General features: G+C 58.5%; 13 protein-coding genes. 2 read left to right on the forward strand and 11 right to left on the reverse strand.

Translation table 11 applies throughout. The annotated features are described in order from the left end of the window. Positions 1-12: 12 nt before the first annotated feature. The 10 genes from ABIB95_RS44720 to ABIB95_RS44765 are packed head-to-tail and all read right to left on the reverse strand — an operon-like array spanning position 13 to position 10,788. On the reverse strand, positions 13-1,179 hold the full coding sequence (locus ABIB95_RS44720; protein ID WP_354248874.1) for a glycosyltransferase family 4 protein: 1,167 nt from the start codon (positions 1,177-1,179) through the stop codon (positions 13-15). Next, positions 1,176-2,102, reverse strand: a complete 927-nt coding sequence (locus ABIB95_RS44725; protein WP_354248875.1) for an NAD-dependent epimerase/dehydratase family protein — start codon at positions 2,100-2,102, stop codon at positions 1,176-1,178. Before ABIB95_RS44725 ends, ABIB95_RS44720 begins: the two co-directional genes overlap by 4 nt. Before the next feature lie 18 nt (positions 2,103-2,120). Then, complete coding sequence (locus tag ABIB95_RS44730; RefSeq protein ID WP_166342787.1) at positions 2,121-2,690, reverse strand: acyltransferase; 570 nt, start codon at positions 2,688-2,690, stop codon at positions 2,121-2,123. After that, the gene (locus ABIB95_RS44735) at positions 2,687-3,541 is read right to left on the reverse strand and encodes a methyltransferase domain-containing protein (RefSeq protein WP_166342789.1); all 855 of its coding nucleotides are present in this window, start codon (positions 3,539-3,541) and stop codon (positions 2,687-2,689) included. The genes ABIB95_RS44730 and ABIB95_RS44735 overlap by 4 nt, the downstream gene beginning before the upstream one ends. A gap of 9 nt (positions 3,542-3,550) precedes the next feature. Beyond that, the gene (locus ABIB95_RS44740) at positions 3,551-4,639 is read right to left on the reverse strand and encodes a glycosyltransferase family protein (RefSeq protein ID WP_166342791.1); all 1,089 of its coding nucleotides are present in this window, start codon (positions 4,637-4,639) and stop codon (positions 3,551-3,553) included. 3 nt (positions 4,640-4,642) lie between these two features. Beyond that, positions 4,643-6,481, reverse strand: coding sequence for an asparagine synthase (glutamine-hydrolyzing) (asnB, locus tag ABIB95_RS44745; RefSeq protein WP_166342793.1), 1,839 nt, complete (start codon positions 6,479-6,481; stop codon positions 4,643-4,645). A gap of 2 nt (positions 6,482-6,483) precedes the next feature. Further along, complete coding sequence (locus tag ABIB95_RS44750) at positions 6,484-8,037, reverse strand: lipopolysaccharide biosynthesis protein (RefSeq protein ID WP_354248876.1); 1,554 nt, start codon at positions 8,035-8,037, stop codon at positions 6,484-6,486. A gap of 41 nt (positions 8,038-8,078) precedes the next feature. After that, positions 8,079-9,176 (reverse strand): DegT/DnrJ/EryC1/StrS family aminotransferase, encoded by a 1,098-nt coding sequence (locus ABIB95_RS44755; RefSeq protein ID WP_166342797.1) that lies wholly within the window; start codon positions 9,174-9,176, stop codon positions 8,079-8,081. Positions 9,177-9,187: 11 nt separating this feature from the next. Next, positions 9,188-9,655: an acyltransferase gene (locus tag ABIB95_RS44760; RefSeq protein WP_166342799.1), complete on the reverse strand. Its 468-nt coding sequence runs from the start codon at positions 9,653-9,655 to the stop codon at positions 9,188-9,190. Continuing rightward, entirely contained in the window at positions 9,652-10,788 is a 1,137-nt protein-coding gene (locus ABIB95_RS44765) for a Gfo/Idh/MocA family protein (RefSeq protein ID WP_354248877.1), read from the reverse strand. Before ABIB95_RS44765 ends, ABIB95_RS44760 begins: the two co-directional genes overlap by 4 nt. Positions 10,789-11,034: 246 nt before the next feature. Here ABIB95_RS44765 and ABIB95_RS44770 point away from each other — a divergent pair, with 246 nt between their 5' ends. Together ABIB95_RS44770 and ABIB95_RS44775 are read left to right on the forward strand one after the other, a co-directional pair. Further along, positions 11,035-12,405, forward strand: a complete 1,371-nt coding sequence (locus ABIB95_RS44770) for a hypothetical protein (protein WP_166342801.1) — start codon at positions 11,035-11,037, stop codon at positions 12,403-12,405. After that, a complete protein-coding gene (locus tag ABIB95_RS44775) occupies positions 12,402-13,430 on the forward strand; it encodes an ABC transporter substrate-binding protein (protein ID WP_354248878.1) in 1,029 nt (342 codons plus the stop codon). The genes ABIB95_RS44770 and ABIB95_RS44775 overlap by 4 nt, the downstream gene beginning before the upstream one ends. On the opposite strand, the gene ABIB95_RS44780 is transcribed toward ABIB95_RS44775, so the two are convergent. After that, on the reverse strand, positions 13,419-14,762 hold the full coding sequence (locus tag ABIB95_RS44780; protein ID WP_354248879.1) for an O-antigen ligase family protein: 1,344 nt from the start codon (positions 14,760-14,762) through the stop codon (positions 13,419-13,421). The two genes, ABIB95_RS44775 and ABIB95_RS44780, sit on opposite strands and share 12 nt — an antisense overlap. Positions 14,763-14,811 lie beyond the last annotated feature (49 nt).

Here is a 14,811-nt window from a genome sequence, read left to right on the forward strand (position 1 = left end):
AGCAGGTCCCCATCAATATCGATGCGTTCGGACGACCTGTTTGATAGTAGAGACGAAGCTTTCCGCGAAGTCCCGCACCCGCTCCCCCAGTTGATCGTTCATCTCGCGCACCACAAAGGCATTCTGCGCGAAATTGTGCAGATGGGCGGCCAGCGCCGAAGCATCATCCGTGCCAAAGTAAAGCGCGCGCTCTTCCGCCTGCTCGCGGTGCACGTCGATATCTGATAGCACCATCGGCACGCCGAACGACTTGGCCTCCTCGACCGTGGTGCTCCAGCCCTCGAAGCGAGACGGATTGATCAGCGCTGCGCTGGCACGCAGAAGGGCATAGACTTCGGCGAGCGGGATCATGCCGAGATAGCGGAATTGCTGTGCGAGACCGCGGTCTGCTGCTTCGCGCACGATTTGGTCCAGATATTCCGGTTCATTCGGATCGCCGCCGCCGGATGCCACGACAACCGGATGGACGCCTCGCTGCGTGAGCAACGCAAGCGCGTCCAGGACGATCCTGTGGTTCTTGTGGCGCCAGAACTGGTTGGGGACATAGAAGTACGTTCTCGGCAGATCGTACTTCTGGAGGATCTGTTCGGGATCGAGCTTGAGCAATTCGGGCGAAGGCTCGCTGACGAACCTCACGACGGTGGTTCGGCCCTTTGTCCGCGGATAGTAGGACAGGCAATGGCGCTCGGCGCTGCGGCTACTCAGAATGATGGTGCGGCCGGACAGAACCTGCAGCTGAAAACCCAGTTCACGCCGGCGCCTCGCCTTGCTCGAGAACAGATGCGGCAACTGCCGATGCTGCAGGTCGGGGATCCAGGCAACGGTCGGATAGGGAGACCTCCATCCGAAGAAGCGGGCGTTTTCCCAGACCGCATCGATCTTGTGGCTGCGAAAGCTCGATATCGCGCCACGATCCTGCGCGAACAGCGTCGGCAGCAGCGCGGTAACCGCGGGTCGGTCGAACCGCGGCGACCGAACAATCTCGACGGCATCGACCTGACGCATGGGCTCGAGATCATCGAGATCGTGAGTTTCTCCTGCGAACACGACAGGCGTGATCGCGCCCGGGCAATATTTGGCGAGCGCGTTGAACAGGTTGAGCTGGTAGTTGTAGCCGCCCGCCCAGGCCTTGCGAGAAATCAAGGTGAAGGCGAGCCGGATCGGGCGGGCGACGCTCAAGGGGCCTGCCCCTTGAACCAGCTCACATACTGGCCGATGCCTTGCTCGACCGGAATGCGCCACGTGAACGGCAACGCGGCAAGTTGCTGCGAGTCGGCAACCAGGCTGAATGGATCGCCGGCACGGGCCAGTCCGGAAAACCTCACATTGATGTCGCCGCCCCAGGCGGTGGTGACGAACCGGGCAATCTCCGCAACGGTGGTTCCGATGCCGCTGCCGCCGTTCAGCACCTTCAGGTGCCGGCTGTCACCTTGCGCGAGCCGCGCGAGCAGCCGCACGACGTCGCGCACGTCGATCCAGTCACGATGCTCATTGCCGGTGCCCCCGAGCACGAGCTCCCGCTGGCCTTGCCCCAGTCGCAAGCAGAGGTCCCAGAGCAGCTGTTTGCGCAGCGAGGGACCGTAGATCGAGAACAACCGGACAATGGTGGCGCGGAGGTTGAATGAAACAGCGTAGCTGCGGCAGAGCTGCTCCATGATCAGCTTATGATAACCATAGGGCGACATCGGCTGCGTTTCGGCCTCCTCTGAAATCGCGCCAGCATGATGGGCGCCATAGACCGCCGCACTGGACGCGACAATCAACCGACATTCGGGCGCGGAGCCGCGAAGCCATTCCAGCAAGCGGGCCGTACTCGATACGGTGCGCGAAAAATCCTCAAGCGGCTGCGCGATGGATAATCCGACCGAGGATCCGCCGGCCAGATGGAAAATGGTGGACGGCAACCCAGACCGGCCCGCAAGCGTGTTGAGATTGGCCGCGTCAATTTCGCCGTTCAACCACTCCCCGAGGCCGATGCGCTGCCGTTCGGGTTCGTTGATGGCGCCGTGACCGATGCCATGGACGGCATGTCCCTGATCGGCCAACACCCCCACCAGGTGCCGACCGATGAAGCCGTTGGCGCCCGTGATCCAAATAATCATGCTTGAAATCCGAATGAATCACGTTTCACGTCCAGGGACAAACTTCACGACTATCGCGGGGTTGCCCGCGACGATCGCACCTGCCGCAACATCCTTGGTGACGACCGAACCGGCGGCGATTATGGCCCGAGCCCCAATCCTTACACCTCGCATGACGAATGCTCCAGCTCCGATCCAAGCATCCTCTTCGATCTTCACCGGGCGCTCGTCCAGATCGATGTGCCGAGGATGCCCCTTGGTGAAGATACTCTGAATTTGCCTGTGACGCTCTTCGGGATCTATCGGATGGGTCAAATTGTCGAAGATATTGACGCTGTGTGCGATCAAGACTCTGTCGGCTATCTGCACCAGAGATGAGGACCAGATTCGCGAGCTTTCGCCGACGTAACACCATGACCCGATCTCGATTTTCCCTCCGTGTGCAAACGTCAAAAGTTCACCTCGGATCAGGCTGTTGGCACCAATCGCGATGCAATCGCTATCGCCGCGTATGTTACGAATTCTCGCAGTCCCCATCAGCCGCGCGCCGGAGCCGAGACGGCAGGTCGCGCGACCTAATAAGCGTTGAAGGTGATAATTAACATTCATCCTATCAACTGAATGCAGGCGACCGCACGCGCACAGCCGGCTCTATCATCAAGCCGTCCCCTTCCGCTGTGGGGATCAAAAGCAGTCGCGTTGACAACCTGCCCTTCCGAAGCTCGCTGCCACCCCGACTTGGTATATTCAAAGAATTCCAAATCGAATGATGAAGGCGAGAACGCCTCGATCAAAAGCTGGATCATTTCCTTGTCAAAGATCTGGAACCACTTGAAATTCTCGTATTTTCCATAAGGAACAGTGATCAAGCAACGCCCCCCCGGCGCCAATATCCGCTTGAACTCGCGCATCGCGTCGACAAAACCGTGTTTGTTTTTCTCCGATTTTTGCTGATCGTCGGTATATAACAAAGTATTGTCGAGACCGACATGCTCCAAGGTTGAAATGCTCATGATGGTATCGAAGGATGCATCTTTAAACCTCGTCTGTCGAAAGTCTCCAAAAACGTACGAGTACCCCCTGTACCAATAGCACCTCTTCTCGGGCGCCAATGTCATGATGGTCAAATCGCAATTTCGCAAAGGATCGCGATCAAGAATAAAATCATGATTAAGCGTGGATCCTGCATCGAGGACCCGACCGAGCGAACCATTGCTATCTCTCAGCCGATCGAACAACCAAGGATATTCGACAACCCGCTCATCTATAGCGACGCCGAAAGAATCCGGAAGCGGTCGACCGGGCCGCACAACCATATTGTCGATCGCGTCCTTGATGGCAGCTTTCTTCGTGGTGTAGTAGCCCAGCGACCAAGGTGGACGCCCTCTCAAAATGTAGAACGGCGATGCCAGCGCATCCGCTATTTCCTTGAATCTAAGAAGCAATGCATCAACGTGCATAAGAACTCTCTAGAGGTTTTCGAGAAGCCTGTTAAATAGAGCCCATTGGCGCTCTTTACTATACAAATCGGCTATCCTACTTCGTCCTTTGTCAGCTTTCTTCTGCGCTTCATCCCAATTGTTCAGGCTTCGTTCAATTTGGTCGAGGCAGTGCTTGCCAGTTTCGTAAGTCAGTATTGTTTCGCCCTCTTCCATCCCTTCAGGGTATCGGCCTGCATCCGAAAGAAGCAACGCGCCGCACCCCATGGCCTCGAAGCAGCGCATATTCCCGCGGTCGGTGCCGGCCATGTCGATAGCGCCGTTCAGCACGATCTTTGACTTACCAATCCGCTCATAAAATTGTTTTCCGAAGACGGGCGGCTTTGCAATATTTGCAATACCTTGCGGACGCCGGTGTTTCTGCAGCGGCAACATACGACCGACCATGCTCTCCGAAAGCGAGGTCAAGCGCGAAGAGTCCAAGCAATACGTCACTCGGCGGGTGCCGGCCAAGCTTGCGACCTGCTCAAGAATTTTAGCACGTGCGCTATGATGCCGCGAATAACCGCCGACAAAAAGCACGTCGACCGGGCGGTCGCCGCGACCATATCCCTCCATTACCGGGTCGAGCGCAGGGAAAAACATTTCTGCCCGACAGCCTTTACTTCGCCAGGAATCCAGGATCGATGAAAAGTTTCCGAGCACGGCGCCATAAGCCGTCAGGTCGGCCTTTCCCGACGGCGCAGCGCGCCAGCACAGTGTTTTTTTGACGCAGCCCGGAAGCTTGCGCACGAACGTGCTCGGATAGCGCACGGGATCGAGATTATAGAACACCTCGGTGCGGTGATGCTCGATCTGGGCGAGCAATATGGTCTCAAGCGGCGGCTTGCCCTGAATTCCTTGCTCGCGGGCCCAATGACGCTGCAGGGTTTCATCGTCACCATTGGTGAAGAAGGCCTGCGGCGCTTCGTCGAGTACCGGCTTCAGGAAATGCAGAGCGCCAAACCGATCATCCAAGAAAATGCGGCGCCGCTCGGCGAAACCGCGGGCTCCCGCGGCAAGCTGATTCAGGCGTTTTAGATAGGACGGATAGAGACCGCTATTCTGGAATAACCGCATGGGTTACGCATACCTCGCCAGCATCCACTTCATGTTCAGATACGGCCAGATTCGCCCGACCGTTTCCCAATCCCAGGTCCTGGAAGACGTCAGGCGTCTGACGGTCTTGCGCAGACCGGGCTCGTCCACCAGCTCGGTGAATGCCGGAACCTGCCGATCGAGCAGATCGGCCGTCCAGCCGGAAAGCGGCCCGTTCAACCACTCTGGCATCGGCGAATTGAAGCCGACCTTGCGGCGTCCCATGCGAATGGACTCCGGCATATGTTCGGCCATCGCACGCCGCGCGACGACCTTGGTGTAGCCATCGGATGACTTGCTGGAATCCGGGAGCGCCATCGTGTAAGTCACCAGGCGCCAGTCCATGAACGGCATCCGGACCTCTATTCCGTGCGCCATCGAAAGGCGGTCGAAATTTCGCAAGATCGTCGGCAAGACGGTGCCGTGGAACATTCGATAGAGGCGCTGGTTCAATGACCCCCAGTCACGCGGCAGTGGGTCGTCGTCGCCGACCAGGCTGAACTGAGCCGGGATACCACGCAGACCGCCGCGTAAAAAATAATGCCCCTCCCGCTTGATCATCAGCGCCCGCATCAAATCCACGCCACGCCTGGCAATTGCCGAACTGGACGACAGACCCGCGAGTGCATTTCTGGCCCAAAACGCCGTCGATTGCCCCTCCTGGAGGTAGGCTCCCATCAACTCATCCGCCCCGTGGCCATCCAGCGATACCGTCACGTTCTGGCGCCTGAGCTCCTGATAAATCAACCAGGCCGCGCTTGGCAGCCCGATATAGACGTCGTCATTGTCGTCCAAAATCCGGTCGATATCGGCCAGCGCGTCGTTCCGACCGATTTCAAGGAAGGACGGCGCGACGTCCGCCCAGGCGGCAGCTTCCTCGGCCATGGGCCGCTCGTCATTTATGGCGCCGGGAAAGGTCGCAACGAAGGCGTGGCGCCAGGAGGCATTGTCGCGCGGTCCCATCCCCGCTTTTTCATGCGCCGCCATGGTGCAGATCACGGCTGACGAATCGAACCCGCCTGACAAACATGTTCCGATCGGGACATCGCTGCGCATCCGCAGTGCGACGGCATCCTGGAACAGTTCGCGAAAGCGTTCGACGCGCTCGCCCTCGGTGGCCGGCACCTCCGGCAGATGATCCACGGTGCGCCACCAGCGCCGGATCTCCAATCGCCCGTGACGAAGCCACATGCAGTGACCAGCCTGCAGGCGGCGCACCTTCCGGCAGAGCGTCCGTTCGCTTCCTTCCACCCCGAAAGCATCGATCAACAGCCGCCGTGCGACATCGACATCCAGCGCGGTGTCGATCAGGCCGCTTCGCACCAGCGCGCGTTGCTCGGATGCGAAAACAAAGCGCTCTGGCGACCACGAATACAACAGCGGCTTGATACCGAAACGGTCGCGCGCAAGAAATAAGCCCTCCGTCTCTGTATCGAAGATCGCCAGCGCCCACATTCCGTTGAAGCGCGACAACATCCCCTCCTGCCACACCCGCCACGCGGCGAGAATGACCTCGGTGTCGGACTGGCTGCGAAAGACCGCGCCCTGCGCCTCTAGCTCGCGCCGAAGCTCGAGGAAATTGTAGATTTCGCCATTGAACACGATCACATGACGACCGTCGGCGGATACCATGGGCTGAAAGCCACCCTCGCCGGGATCGATGATCGCCAACCTGCGGTGGCCGAAAGCCAGGTTTCGGTTGGCGCTGAACCAGGTTCCCTCGCCAAAAGGGCCGCGATGCGCAAGCAGGTTCGTCAGTCGCGAAATTTCCGCGGGATCGACCGGGTTGCCGCGAATATTGAGGATGCCAGCAATCCCGCACATGGTTACGTAGCCCTCACAGGTAAGAAACGAGTGGCGATGACGCGCAAATCCCGCCAGCAGACGGCGCCGTGCGGGCCAACCCGCGAAGCCGTAACGACGACGACGAAAATAATGACGGCCGCAACGCAATAGAGACCCCCCACATACCACCAGTGCGACACATGGTCGAATAACGCGTCGCGAAGCGCATATCGCAACGCAAGGGCGGTCGCGATGCCGGTTCCGAGCGGCAGCAATACGAAATGGGCGACGCGCGACCACATGCCGGCGATGCTGAAACTTCGTCGCAGCAGCAGGATGGTCGTGACGATTTGGGCGCTCATGCCGACGCAGGCGCTCCAGCCCGCGGCCTGCCATCCGAAATAGGGCAGCGCGATTGCGCTGGTGGCCACGGTAAACACCGCTGTCACCAGCGAGATCAATGCAATGGAGCGGGACTGGCCATGCGCCAGAAGATAGAATGCGAAGACATTGGCGCTGCATCCAAGCATGCCGGCAATCGCGAGCACGACCAACAGCCGCTGGGCTTCAGCCGCCACTTCCGGGCCAGTCCATAGATAAAGCAGCGGGCCGGCGACCGGAACCAGGGCCCCGAGTACGCTCGCCGCAAGCACGTTGAGGATCCAGGAAGAGCGGAACAACAGTTCGGCTTTCCGATCGCTGGATTCTCTTTGCAAGGCGCTGAAATACGGGAACAGGATTTCGCCGATTTTCAGGATGCCAATATACATCGCCTCTTCGAGCCGCTGCGCGATGGTATAAAATCCGACAAATTGCGGCTGCAACAGCGCGCCAAGCAGGTATCGATCCACCTGCCCGGAGAGCAGCCCCCCACCTTGGGCGGCGAGTTGCCAGGATCCCACATTGACGAGATCGCCAAGCGGGCCACGATGAAGCGCTGGACGCGCCAGCCATTCGCCGAGCCGCAGACGCGACAGCACGAACACCATCAGCAGACCTGTCGCAAAGCCCAGCGCCTGGCAGCCGAGAAACGTCGACGCCTGGGGCCAGGACGGGATCAGCACCACCATCGAGCCCGTCGCGACGACGGCGCTGGTAATGTTGATCGAGGAAATCCGCCGATAATCCTGGCGCGCTGTGAACAGCGTGAGAAACACCGCCGAAAGGCACTGGCACAGCCAGCCGACAGCACCTAGGGCAAAAGCGCGTCCGAGATCGTTGGCACTGTCGTCGCTCAGATGAAACGCAAAGCGCGCGAGTGGCGGCCCGGCCGCTACAAAGCCGATCACGATCAGCCCGCCGATCCCGACGGCAAGCAGCAACGCCGTGGCGAAGAAACGTCGGGCATCGTCGCGTTCGGCCGGCGCCAGGCGGTGGGCAAGCTCACGCGCGGTCGATAATGCGAGGGCATTGCTGAATACCAGAGCCGGCGCGAGACAGGCCGTCACCAGACCGGCGACGCCAAACGCGGCGAGGCCCAGCCGGAAGACGACGAACGGCAGAATCACCAGATTCAAGCCAACACCGATGACAAAGGCCGCCGCATTCCATGCGGAATTTCCCAATAGACGAAAACTGCCGTCCGGCTCAGCCATGTGGGCGATCAGGCCTCTGCCTGTCTTGATTGCTGCGGAATTCAGAACGTTCGAATCAGATCGATAACTTCGCTCTGCTGCTCCCGCGTGATTTCCGCGAACATCGGCAGTGACAATATCTGGCCCTGATCCTGATGCGCGTTCGGAAACTGCTCGGGGAGGTGCTTGAACCGTCCATAGGCGGCGAGGAACGGCAGCGCCGTCGGGTAGTTGATCGCGGTCTGAACGCCCTTGGCGCCGAGATATGCGGCCAGCGCATCACGGCGCGGATGCTTGATCGTGTAGAGGTGATAGACATGGGTGCGGTCTCCCGCGACCGAAGGCACAACGACATCCTCGATCTGGTTGAGGCCGGCGTCGTAAACCTTTGCAGCCTCCTGGCGCGCCCGGGTCCAAGCCGGCAAATGCGGCAGCTTGGCCGACAGGATCGCGGCCTGCAGGCCGTCGAGCCGGCTGTTGATGCCCTCGATCTGGTGCTGGTGTTTGACGAGGCCGCCATGGCGAGCCAGCATAGTCATGTGCTCGGCCAACGCATCGTCATTGGTGACGATGGCGCCGGCATCGCCCATCGCGCCCAGGTTCTTTCCCGGATAGAACGAATAGCTCGCCGCCTGCCCGAAGGTGCCGATCTGCCGGCCCTTGTAGCGCGCCAGATGCGCCTGCGCGCAGTCCTCGATTACCCATAGCTTGTGCTTGCGCGCGATCGCCATGATCGCGTCCATGTCCGCCGGCTGTCCGTACAGATGCACCGGAATGATGCCGACCGTTCGCGGCGTAATCGCAGCTTCGATCGCCGCCGGATCAATGGTGAAGTTCGCGCCGTCGGTGTCGCAAAATATCGGCGTTGCGCCGGCATGTGTGATCATCGCCGATGTGCTAATCCACGAATGCGCTGTGGTGATGACCTCGTCGCCGGGCTGCACCTTGAGTGCCGACATCGCAATATAGAGCGCGTCGGTCCCGTTGGCGCAGGACACGCAATGCTTGATATCGACTGCTTTGGCGAAGTCCCGCTCGAAGGCATCGACGTAGGGTCCGCGAATGAAGGAATTGTCGCGAATTACCGCGGCTATAGCCGCATCGATATCGCCCTTGATGTTTTGATACTGCAGCTGCAGATCCGCGTAGGGTACCAGCATGAATCCACCTTCTAACTCCGGGGCGCCAACCGGCGCGCGGGATTTCCGGCATAAGTGCCGGCGGCCGCGATGTCCTTGGTGACGACCGAACCCGCCCCGATCACCACATCGTCGGCAATGCGCACCGGCATGATGGTGGCGTTAGAGCCGATCGACACTCGGTTGCCTATCACTGTGTTCCGCCACAACGTCTTGTCGCCGCGGGCCGGGCCGCCGGTGGCGAAGGTATCATTGATGAACATCACGCCGTGACCGACAAAGCAATCCTCGCCGATCGTCACCAGTTCGCAGATGAAGGCGTGCGACTGCACCCGGCTGCGGGCGCCGATGGTAACGCCCTTCTGGACCTCGGTGAAAGGTCCGACAAAACAATCGTCGCCGATCTCACAGTCATAGAGATTGCAGGGTTCGACGATCTTTACCCGGGCGCCGAACGTCACGTCGCGCACGGCGACATGATTTGATTGCGGCTGGTTCACGACGCCATACCGAGGCGGCACAGCCGCGGCGTGAAATGCAGCGGGACTTCCTGCCCGGTCTCGACCGACTCATAGAGCGCGGAGATCAGCTCCAGGCTTTTGCGGCCCTCAAGCCCGTCCACCAGCGCCGCTCGCTGATTGATCAGGCAATCGATGACATGCTGGTAATAGGCCTGATGGCCGAAGCCGTAGACATTCGGCGGATTGACGGAAAATTTCTCAACCACATCCTTGTCTGACGCAAGCTCGTCGACAAAACGCCAATGCCTGATCTGATTGACCGCAAAGCCAGCGATTTCAACCGTGCCGTTCTCGCCGAGGATCGACAGCGAGCCTTCGAGGTCGGTCGGGCGGGCCGCGGTGGTCGCCTCGATGATGCCGAGCGCCCCGTTGCGGAATTTCAGCGTTGCGACCGCGGTATCTTCAGTTTCAATCCTGGCAAGCGCAGTAATCGCGCGGGCGTGAACGCTGACGACATCGCCGAAAAACCACTCCAGCATATCGACATGATGGCTGGCCTGGTTGGTGAGCACACCACCGTCCTGAGCCCAGGTTCCGCGCCAGTCGTCCTGATCGTAGTAAGACTGATCGCGACACCAGCGCACCCGAACCGTCCCCAAAATCAATCGGCCGAACCTGCCAGCGTCCAGCGCCTCACGCGCCTTGACGACGGGAACGTTGAAGCGGTTCTGCTTGACAATGAACAGCTTGACGCCTGCTTCATCGCAAGCACGGATCATCGCGTCGGCGTCCTGTAGACGCAACGCCATCGGCTTTTCGACGACGACATGCTTGCGTGCCTTTGCGCAGGCGATCACGTGTTCAGGATGCATTCCGCTCGGGGTCAGGACTGCTACCGCATCGATATCCTTGCGGGCAAGAAAGTCGTCGATGTCGTAGCTTGCCGGGACGCCGAACTTCGAGGCAACGGCGTCGGCGCGCGTGCGAATTGGGTCGCAAACCGCGACGAGGCGCGCTCCGTCGATATGTCCACCCCCCAATAGCTCCGAATGGCGCTTGGCGATGCGCCCACAACCAAGCAGACCGAATCTGATCATGAAACTTGTCCTGCTAACCCGAAACGGCTCACCAACGATCGGTTGATCACCCAGTCCACCCCGAAGTCTCGCCAATAACCACGCTTGAATACTAGGAAAAGCGCAAAACAATCAAGGGGGTTGAGTTCCGGTGATAAGTATCGGAAACTGCCCTATCTAGTCCAATGAGCAAATCTCATAAAGAACGCCTGTGCCAACTCCGTGAATCGGTTGGGCTACAGGCCCAGCAGGACAATCATTTGGATCGGGAACTCAGCAAGACGGCCTCGGATATCCGGCCTTCTCCAACGGCGCCTGCCCTGAACCGGGGCGTTTGAGCGCATGAGCGCCGCGACTTTTCTGCTGGCCGCCTTCTCGATGCTCGGCGCCGCCATTTACCTCGTCAAAAAGACGCGAGGCTTCATCTCCGCCACTTCAATGCTGCTCAGCTTCCTGCTGCTGCTCTATGGCCCCGCCTACCTCGTTTACATGCTTTACTACAATCAGGATTCCCCGATCTATCGGGAGCTGATGAAGTCGCCTTACTTTAATGAAGCGTCCGCGTCGCTCAATCTCGCGATCGCCATGACGTATCTGGGTTGTATCATCGGGATCGAGTTGATCGATCGATTGGCCCCGCGAAGAGCGCAAAAACTGACCCAGACACTGCAAGACTGGAATGCCAATCCACTTCGGAGCGCATCCTCAGTCGACGGCTGGTTGATTGCGGTCAATGCGACGCTGATTGCACTCATGGCCTGGACTTCCATACGGGAGCACCATATCGCCGTCATATCGGGCTTTCTGGAGACGGCCAATTCGCAATCTGCAAAAGGGGAATATCGCCTGCTGCATGCGGGAAGCGCCTCCTATGCCTACCGCGTCGCGCTTACCTCGATCGCTCCCTTCCTCCTGACTTGGGGTTTTCTCGAAGGCCTTATCAAGCGCAACTGGCTATTGCTCGCCACTGCCTGCGTGCTGTTCGGGCTCACACTGCTTGGTCGCCTGGAAACGCTCAGCAAGGCGCCGATAGCTTTGCTGGCGGTACAGATTGGCCTGGCGACGCTGCTTTCCTTTCGTAATCGAAACAGTGTCGGCCTCGCCGTCGCCGCCTTGGCCGCGGTGATTCTTGTGTTCTATCCGCTGATCAAACTCTCGATCCCGGAGGCTTCGCGCGCGACATCGGCCACCGAGTTTTTCTTCTGGCGAACATTCTTCATCTCGAATGAAGTGCTGCTTGAATTTTTCTGCGCGGTTCCATATTACATCTCGCATACATGGGGCCTCAACATTCGCGTTGTGGCGATTTTGTTCAACAGGGAATTTACTCCGGCCTACGAACAGGTTTCCTTGTTGTGGCGGGGTCAGTCCGGTTCGACCAGCAATGCGATGTTCATCGCCGACGCCTGGGCGGATTTTTCCTTTTTAGGCGTCGCCGTGACCAGCGTTCTGGCCGGAGCGATCTGCAGAATGATCGACGTCATCTTCGTTGCCGAAGGCAAGTCACCGATGACAATCGGGCTGCTCGGCTGTTCATTTGTCGGCATCGTCCAGCTCATGCTCAGCTCGATACAGTCCGCAATGCTCGGTGGGGGGCTGGCCAGCATTCCGTTGACATTGCTTGCATTGATCAAGGCGAGAGACATTCTTCGCCAGCGTAGAAAGCGATGGCACGCCAATACTCATAGTGAGACGTTGAGCCCGAACAAATGATCGTTGTGCGGAAGCACCTCGCGCTGATTGTCCTGCTGATCGGGCTTGTCGTGCCGCCTGAATTGGCGCGTAGCGATGAATCTGTCGGCAGCAATGAAGTCCGGGTCGGAACAATTTTCAGCCGCGATGAAGCGACTGAAAACAGGCCGATTCGGACTCGCGTGATCGCCGAATATTTCAAGAACATCAATAACGACGGCGGCATCGCGGGTCGCAAGATCGTGGTCATTTCATATGACGACGAGGGTAACTCGAAGAAGACCCTGGATTTGGCCCGAACGCTCGTCGAACGGGATCATGTTGCTTGCTTGTTTGACCTTGGCACGCGAGCGAACGAAGTAGTCCGCCCGTATGTGAACTTCAAGAAGATACCTGTTTTGTTTCACCGACCGCCCGCCTTTCGGCAGGCGGAGATATTGGGAAGCTATGTGTCCCGCCATTTACCCGACTCCATGATGGCTATCGTCCGGCCGGCGGACGCCGAAGGAGCGCAATACGCCAGCGGGTTCTATGAAGGACTAGGAATGGAGCGCGCTCGAAGAGCAATTACAAATGGCGACGAGATAGAGAAACTCGACGAAGGCATGAACCAGGCTGAACCCGTGAGCGGACATCGTTCCGGACTGCTGGCGATGTTTGGTCCCGAGCCTCTGCAACTGAAGCTGAGCCGCGATCTTGCCAGGCTGGAATGGAAACCGATTCTGGTCATGAGTGATGCAGGCTTGGCGCTCGACCAGCAACGGATCAATGCTTCTGCGCAGATCATCTCGATAGCCAACCGGGGCTTTATCGCCGCACTGGATTCAGCAGGATGGAAGACATTCAGCCGGGCGTACCTGACACACGACGATTGGGATTCCAACGCGGCTGCTTACGGCTACGCCCTCGCCCGATCGGTCGAGTCGATGCTACGAGGCTCGAGTGAGGCGAAGCGTTGCGAACTCGATGTCGTACGCTTTAGCAGCGGCAATTGGGACACAGTCGAGCCGGGCATCCCTTGCGAACCCGACCAACTACAAAAATGATTCAACATTTCTGTTGGCAGCGCTATTTCCGTGGTCGCTGCGGCTTGGCATTTTCAAGTACTCACGGGCAGTCGCTGACGCGTGATTCCTGGACAGCACACTGACGCCCAAACCGATAGCCAGGAAAAGCGGAAGATCTCTCGCGATCTGGCCATAAATCATACTGAGCATGATCATAAACGCGTTGAGCAAAAACGGGAAAAGCATATCGTCGTCGGTACGGGCCGCCTTGGCGAGGGACAGCGGTATCAAGGTAATCAACAGACAAAATGCGATGCCACCAATCCAGCCAAACTCAATAATTATTTGCGCGAGATCATTGTGAGGCGACATACCCTCAAAACATCCCAACTCGCCAAAAGACATGAATCCAGAACCAAACAGGCCGGCACGCGGAATGAGATCGAGCGCGTCCGACATCAATTGCTTTCGAATGGCGACCGAGTTTCTCGTATTTACCTTCTCACACCTGGGCGTGGTCGCTCCGGGATTTCTTGATGCCGCATGGGACGGGGGAAAGATGCCGGCTGAGCCAATGCTGCTTGAGCTAGTTCCCTCGATCGTGTAGCGCAAATAGAGGTCCGCATTGGTGGATCTGGCAATCAAGCCGAGACCCGTTGACGCAACAAGAACGCCTAACAAGCCCGAGGCAAAGCGCCGCCGATGCTTTGACACCAAGGCACAGAGCGCCGCGCAAGCCATAATCGCCAAAAGTGAGAACCGGACCATCGAGGCAGCAAAGACCGCCGTCGAGATTCCGATCATGGCCACGGCTACGTATCGGGTCCAAGCTCGCCAATTATTTCCCGAAGACAATAATACGATAACACAGATGCCTAGAGAGGTTGAAAAAGCCGTCGTTGCGCTATCAAACCCCAGCACGAACGGCCTTCCCAACGCGCCACGCTGGGAATCTGAGATGAGATATGGAACCGTCAGGACTGCACCCGCGCAAACGACGGCGGCCGATGTCCAAAAAGAGGTCGCCCGCAGGACGGACAGATCCTCCTTGGCAAGAAAACGTCCCGCAAAATAAGCCGACGCTGCCAGCATCAGCAATACAAATTCCCGAAGGTCTGCATGAACAGGATTGTTGGCGAAAGATGCTCCTGCGCAGACAATCAGAACCAGGAACGGAACATCCAGCGCGGAGAAGCGGAAATCTCTAAAGGAGCCGAAAACCATCATCATAAGGACGGTCAGGCCCAGATACGACGCCGTAAAGGCGCCGAATCCATTCAGGCCCAAAGATCCATATATCAAGACAAATACCGCAGAGCCGGAAAGTGCTAGAGCAAACGCCAAGCTCGCTGCTTTCGGTATCCTGATCAATGGTCCCGCCCCTTCAGCATACTGTTGGCGAATAGTACGTCCTAGTACA

This window comes from Bradyrhizobium sp. LA2.1, assembly GCF_040547725.1.
Taxonomy (GTDB): Bacteria; Pseudomonadota; Alphaproteobacteria; order Rhizobiales; family Xanthobacteraceae; genus Bradyrhizobium; species Bradyrhizobium barranii.

What these genes read in the sequence shown, in the direction of transcription:
- ABIB95_RS44735 (WP_166342789.1), bottom strand. Translation starts at nt 3,541, where the DNA reads ATGCACGTTGATGCATTGCTTCTTAGATTCAAGGAAATAGCGGATGCG.
- ABIB95_RS44730 (WP_166342787.1), bottom strand. Translation starts at nt 2,690, where the DNA reads ATGAATGTTAATTATCACCTTCAACGCTTATTAGGTCGCGCGACCTGC.
- ABIB95_RS44775 (WP_354248878.1), top strand. Translation starts at nt 12,402, where the DNA reads ATGATCGTTGTGCGGAAGCACCTCGCGCTGATTGTCCTGCTGATCGGG.
- ABIB95_RS44755 (WP_166342797.1), bottom strand. Translation starts at nt 9,176, where the DNA reads ATGCTGGTACCCTACGCGGATCTGCAGCTGCAGTATCAAAACATCAAG.
- ABIB95_RS44740 (WP_166342791.1), bottom strand. Translation starts at nt 4,639, where the DNA reads ATGCGGTTATTCCAGAATAGCGGTCTCTATCCGTCCTATCTAAAACGC.
- asnB (WP_166342793.1), bottom strand. Translation starts at nt 6,481, where the DNA reads ATGTGCGGGATTGCTGGCATCCTCAATATTCGCGGCAACCCGGTCGAT.
- ABIB95_RS44770 (WP_166342801.1), top strand. Translation starts at nt 11,035, where the DNA reads ATGAGCGCCGCGACTTTTCTGCTGGCCGCCTTCTCGATGCTCGGCGCC.
- ABIB95_RS44750 (WP_354248876.1), bottom strand. Translation starts at nt 8,037, where the DNA reads ATGGCTGAGCCGGACGGCAGTTTTCGTCTATTGGGAAATTCCGCATGG.
- ABIB95_RS44725 (WP_354248875.1), bottom strand. Translation starts at nt 2,102, where the DNA reads ATGATTATTTGGATCACGGGCGCCAACGGCTTCATCGGTCGGCACCTG.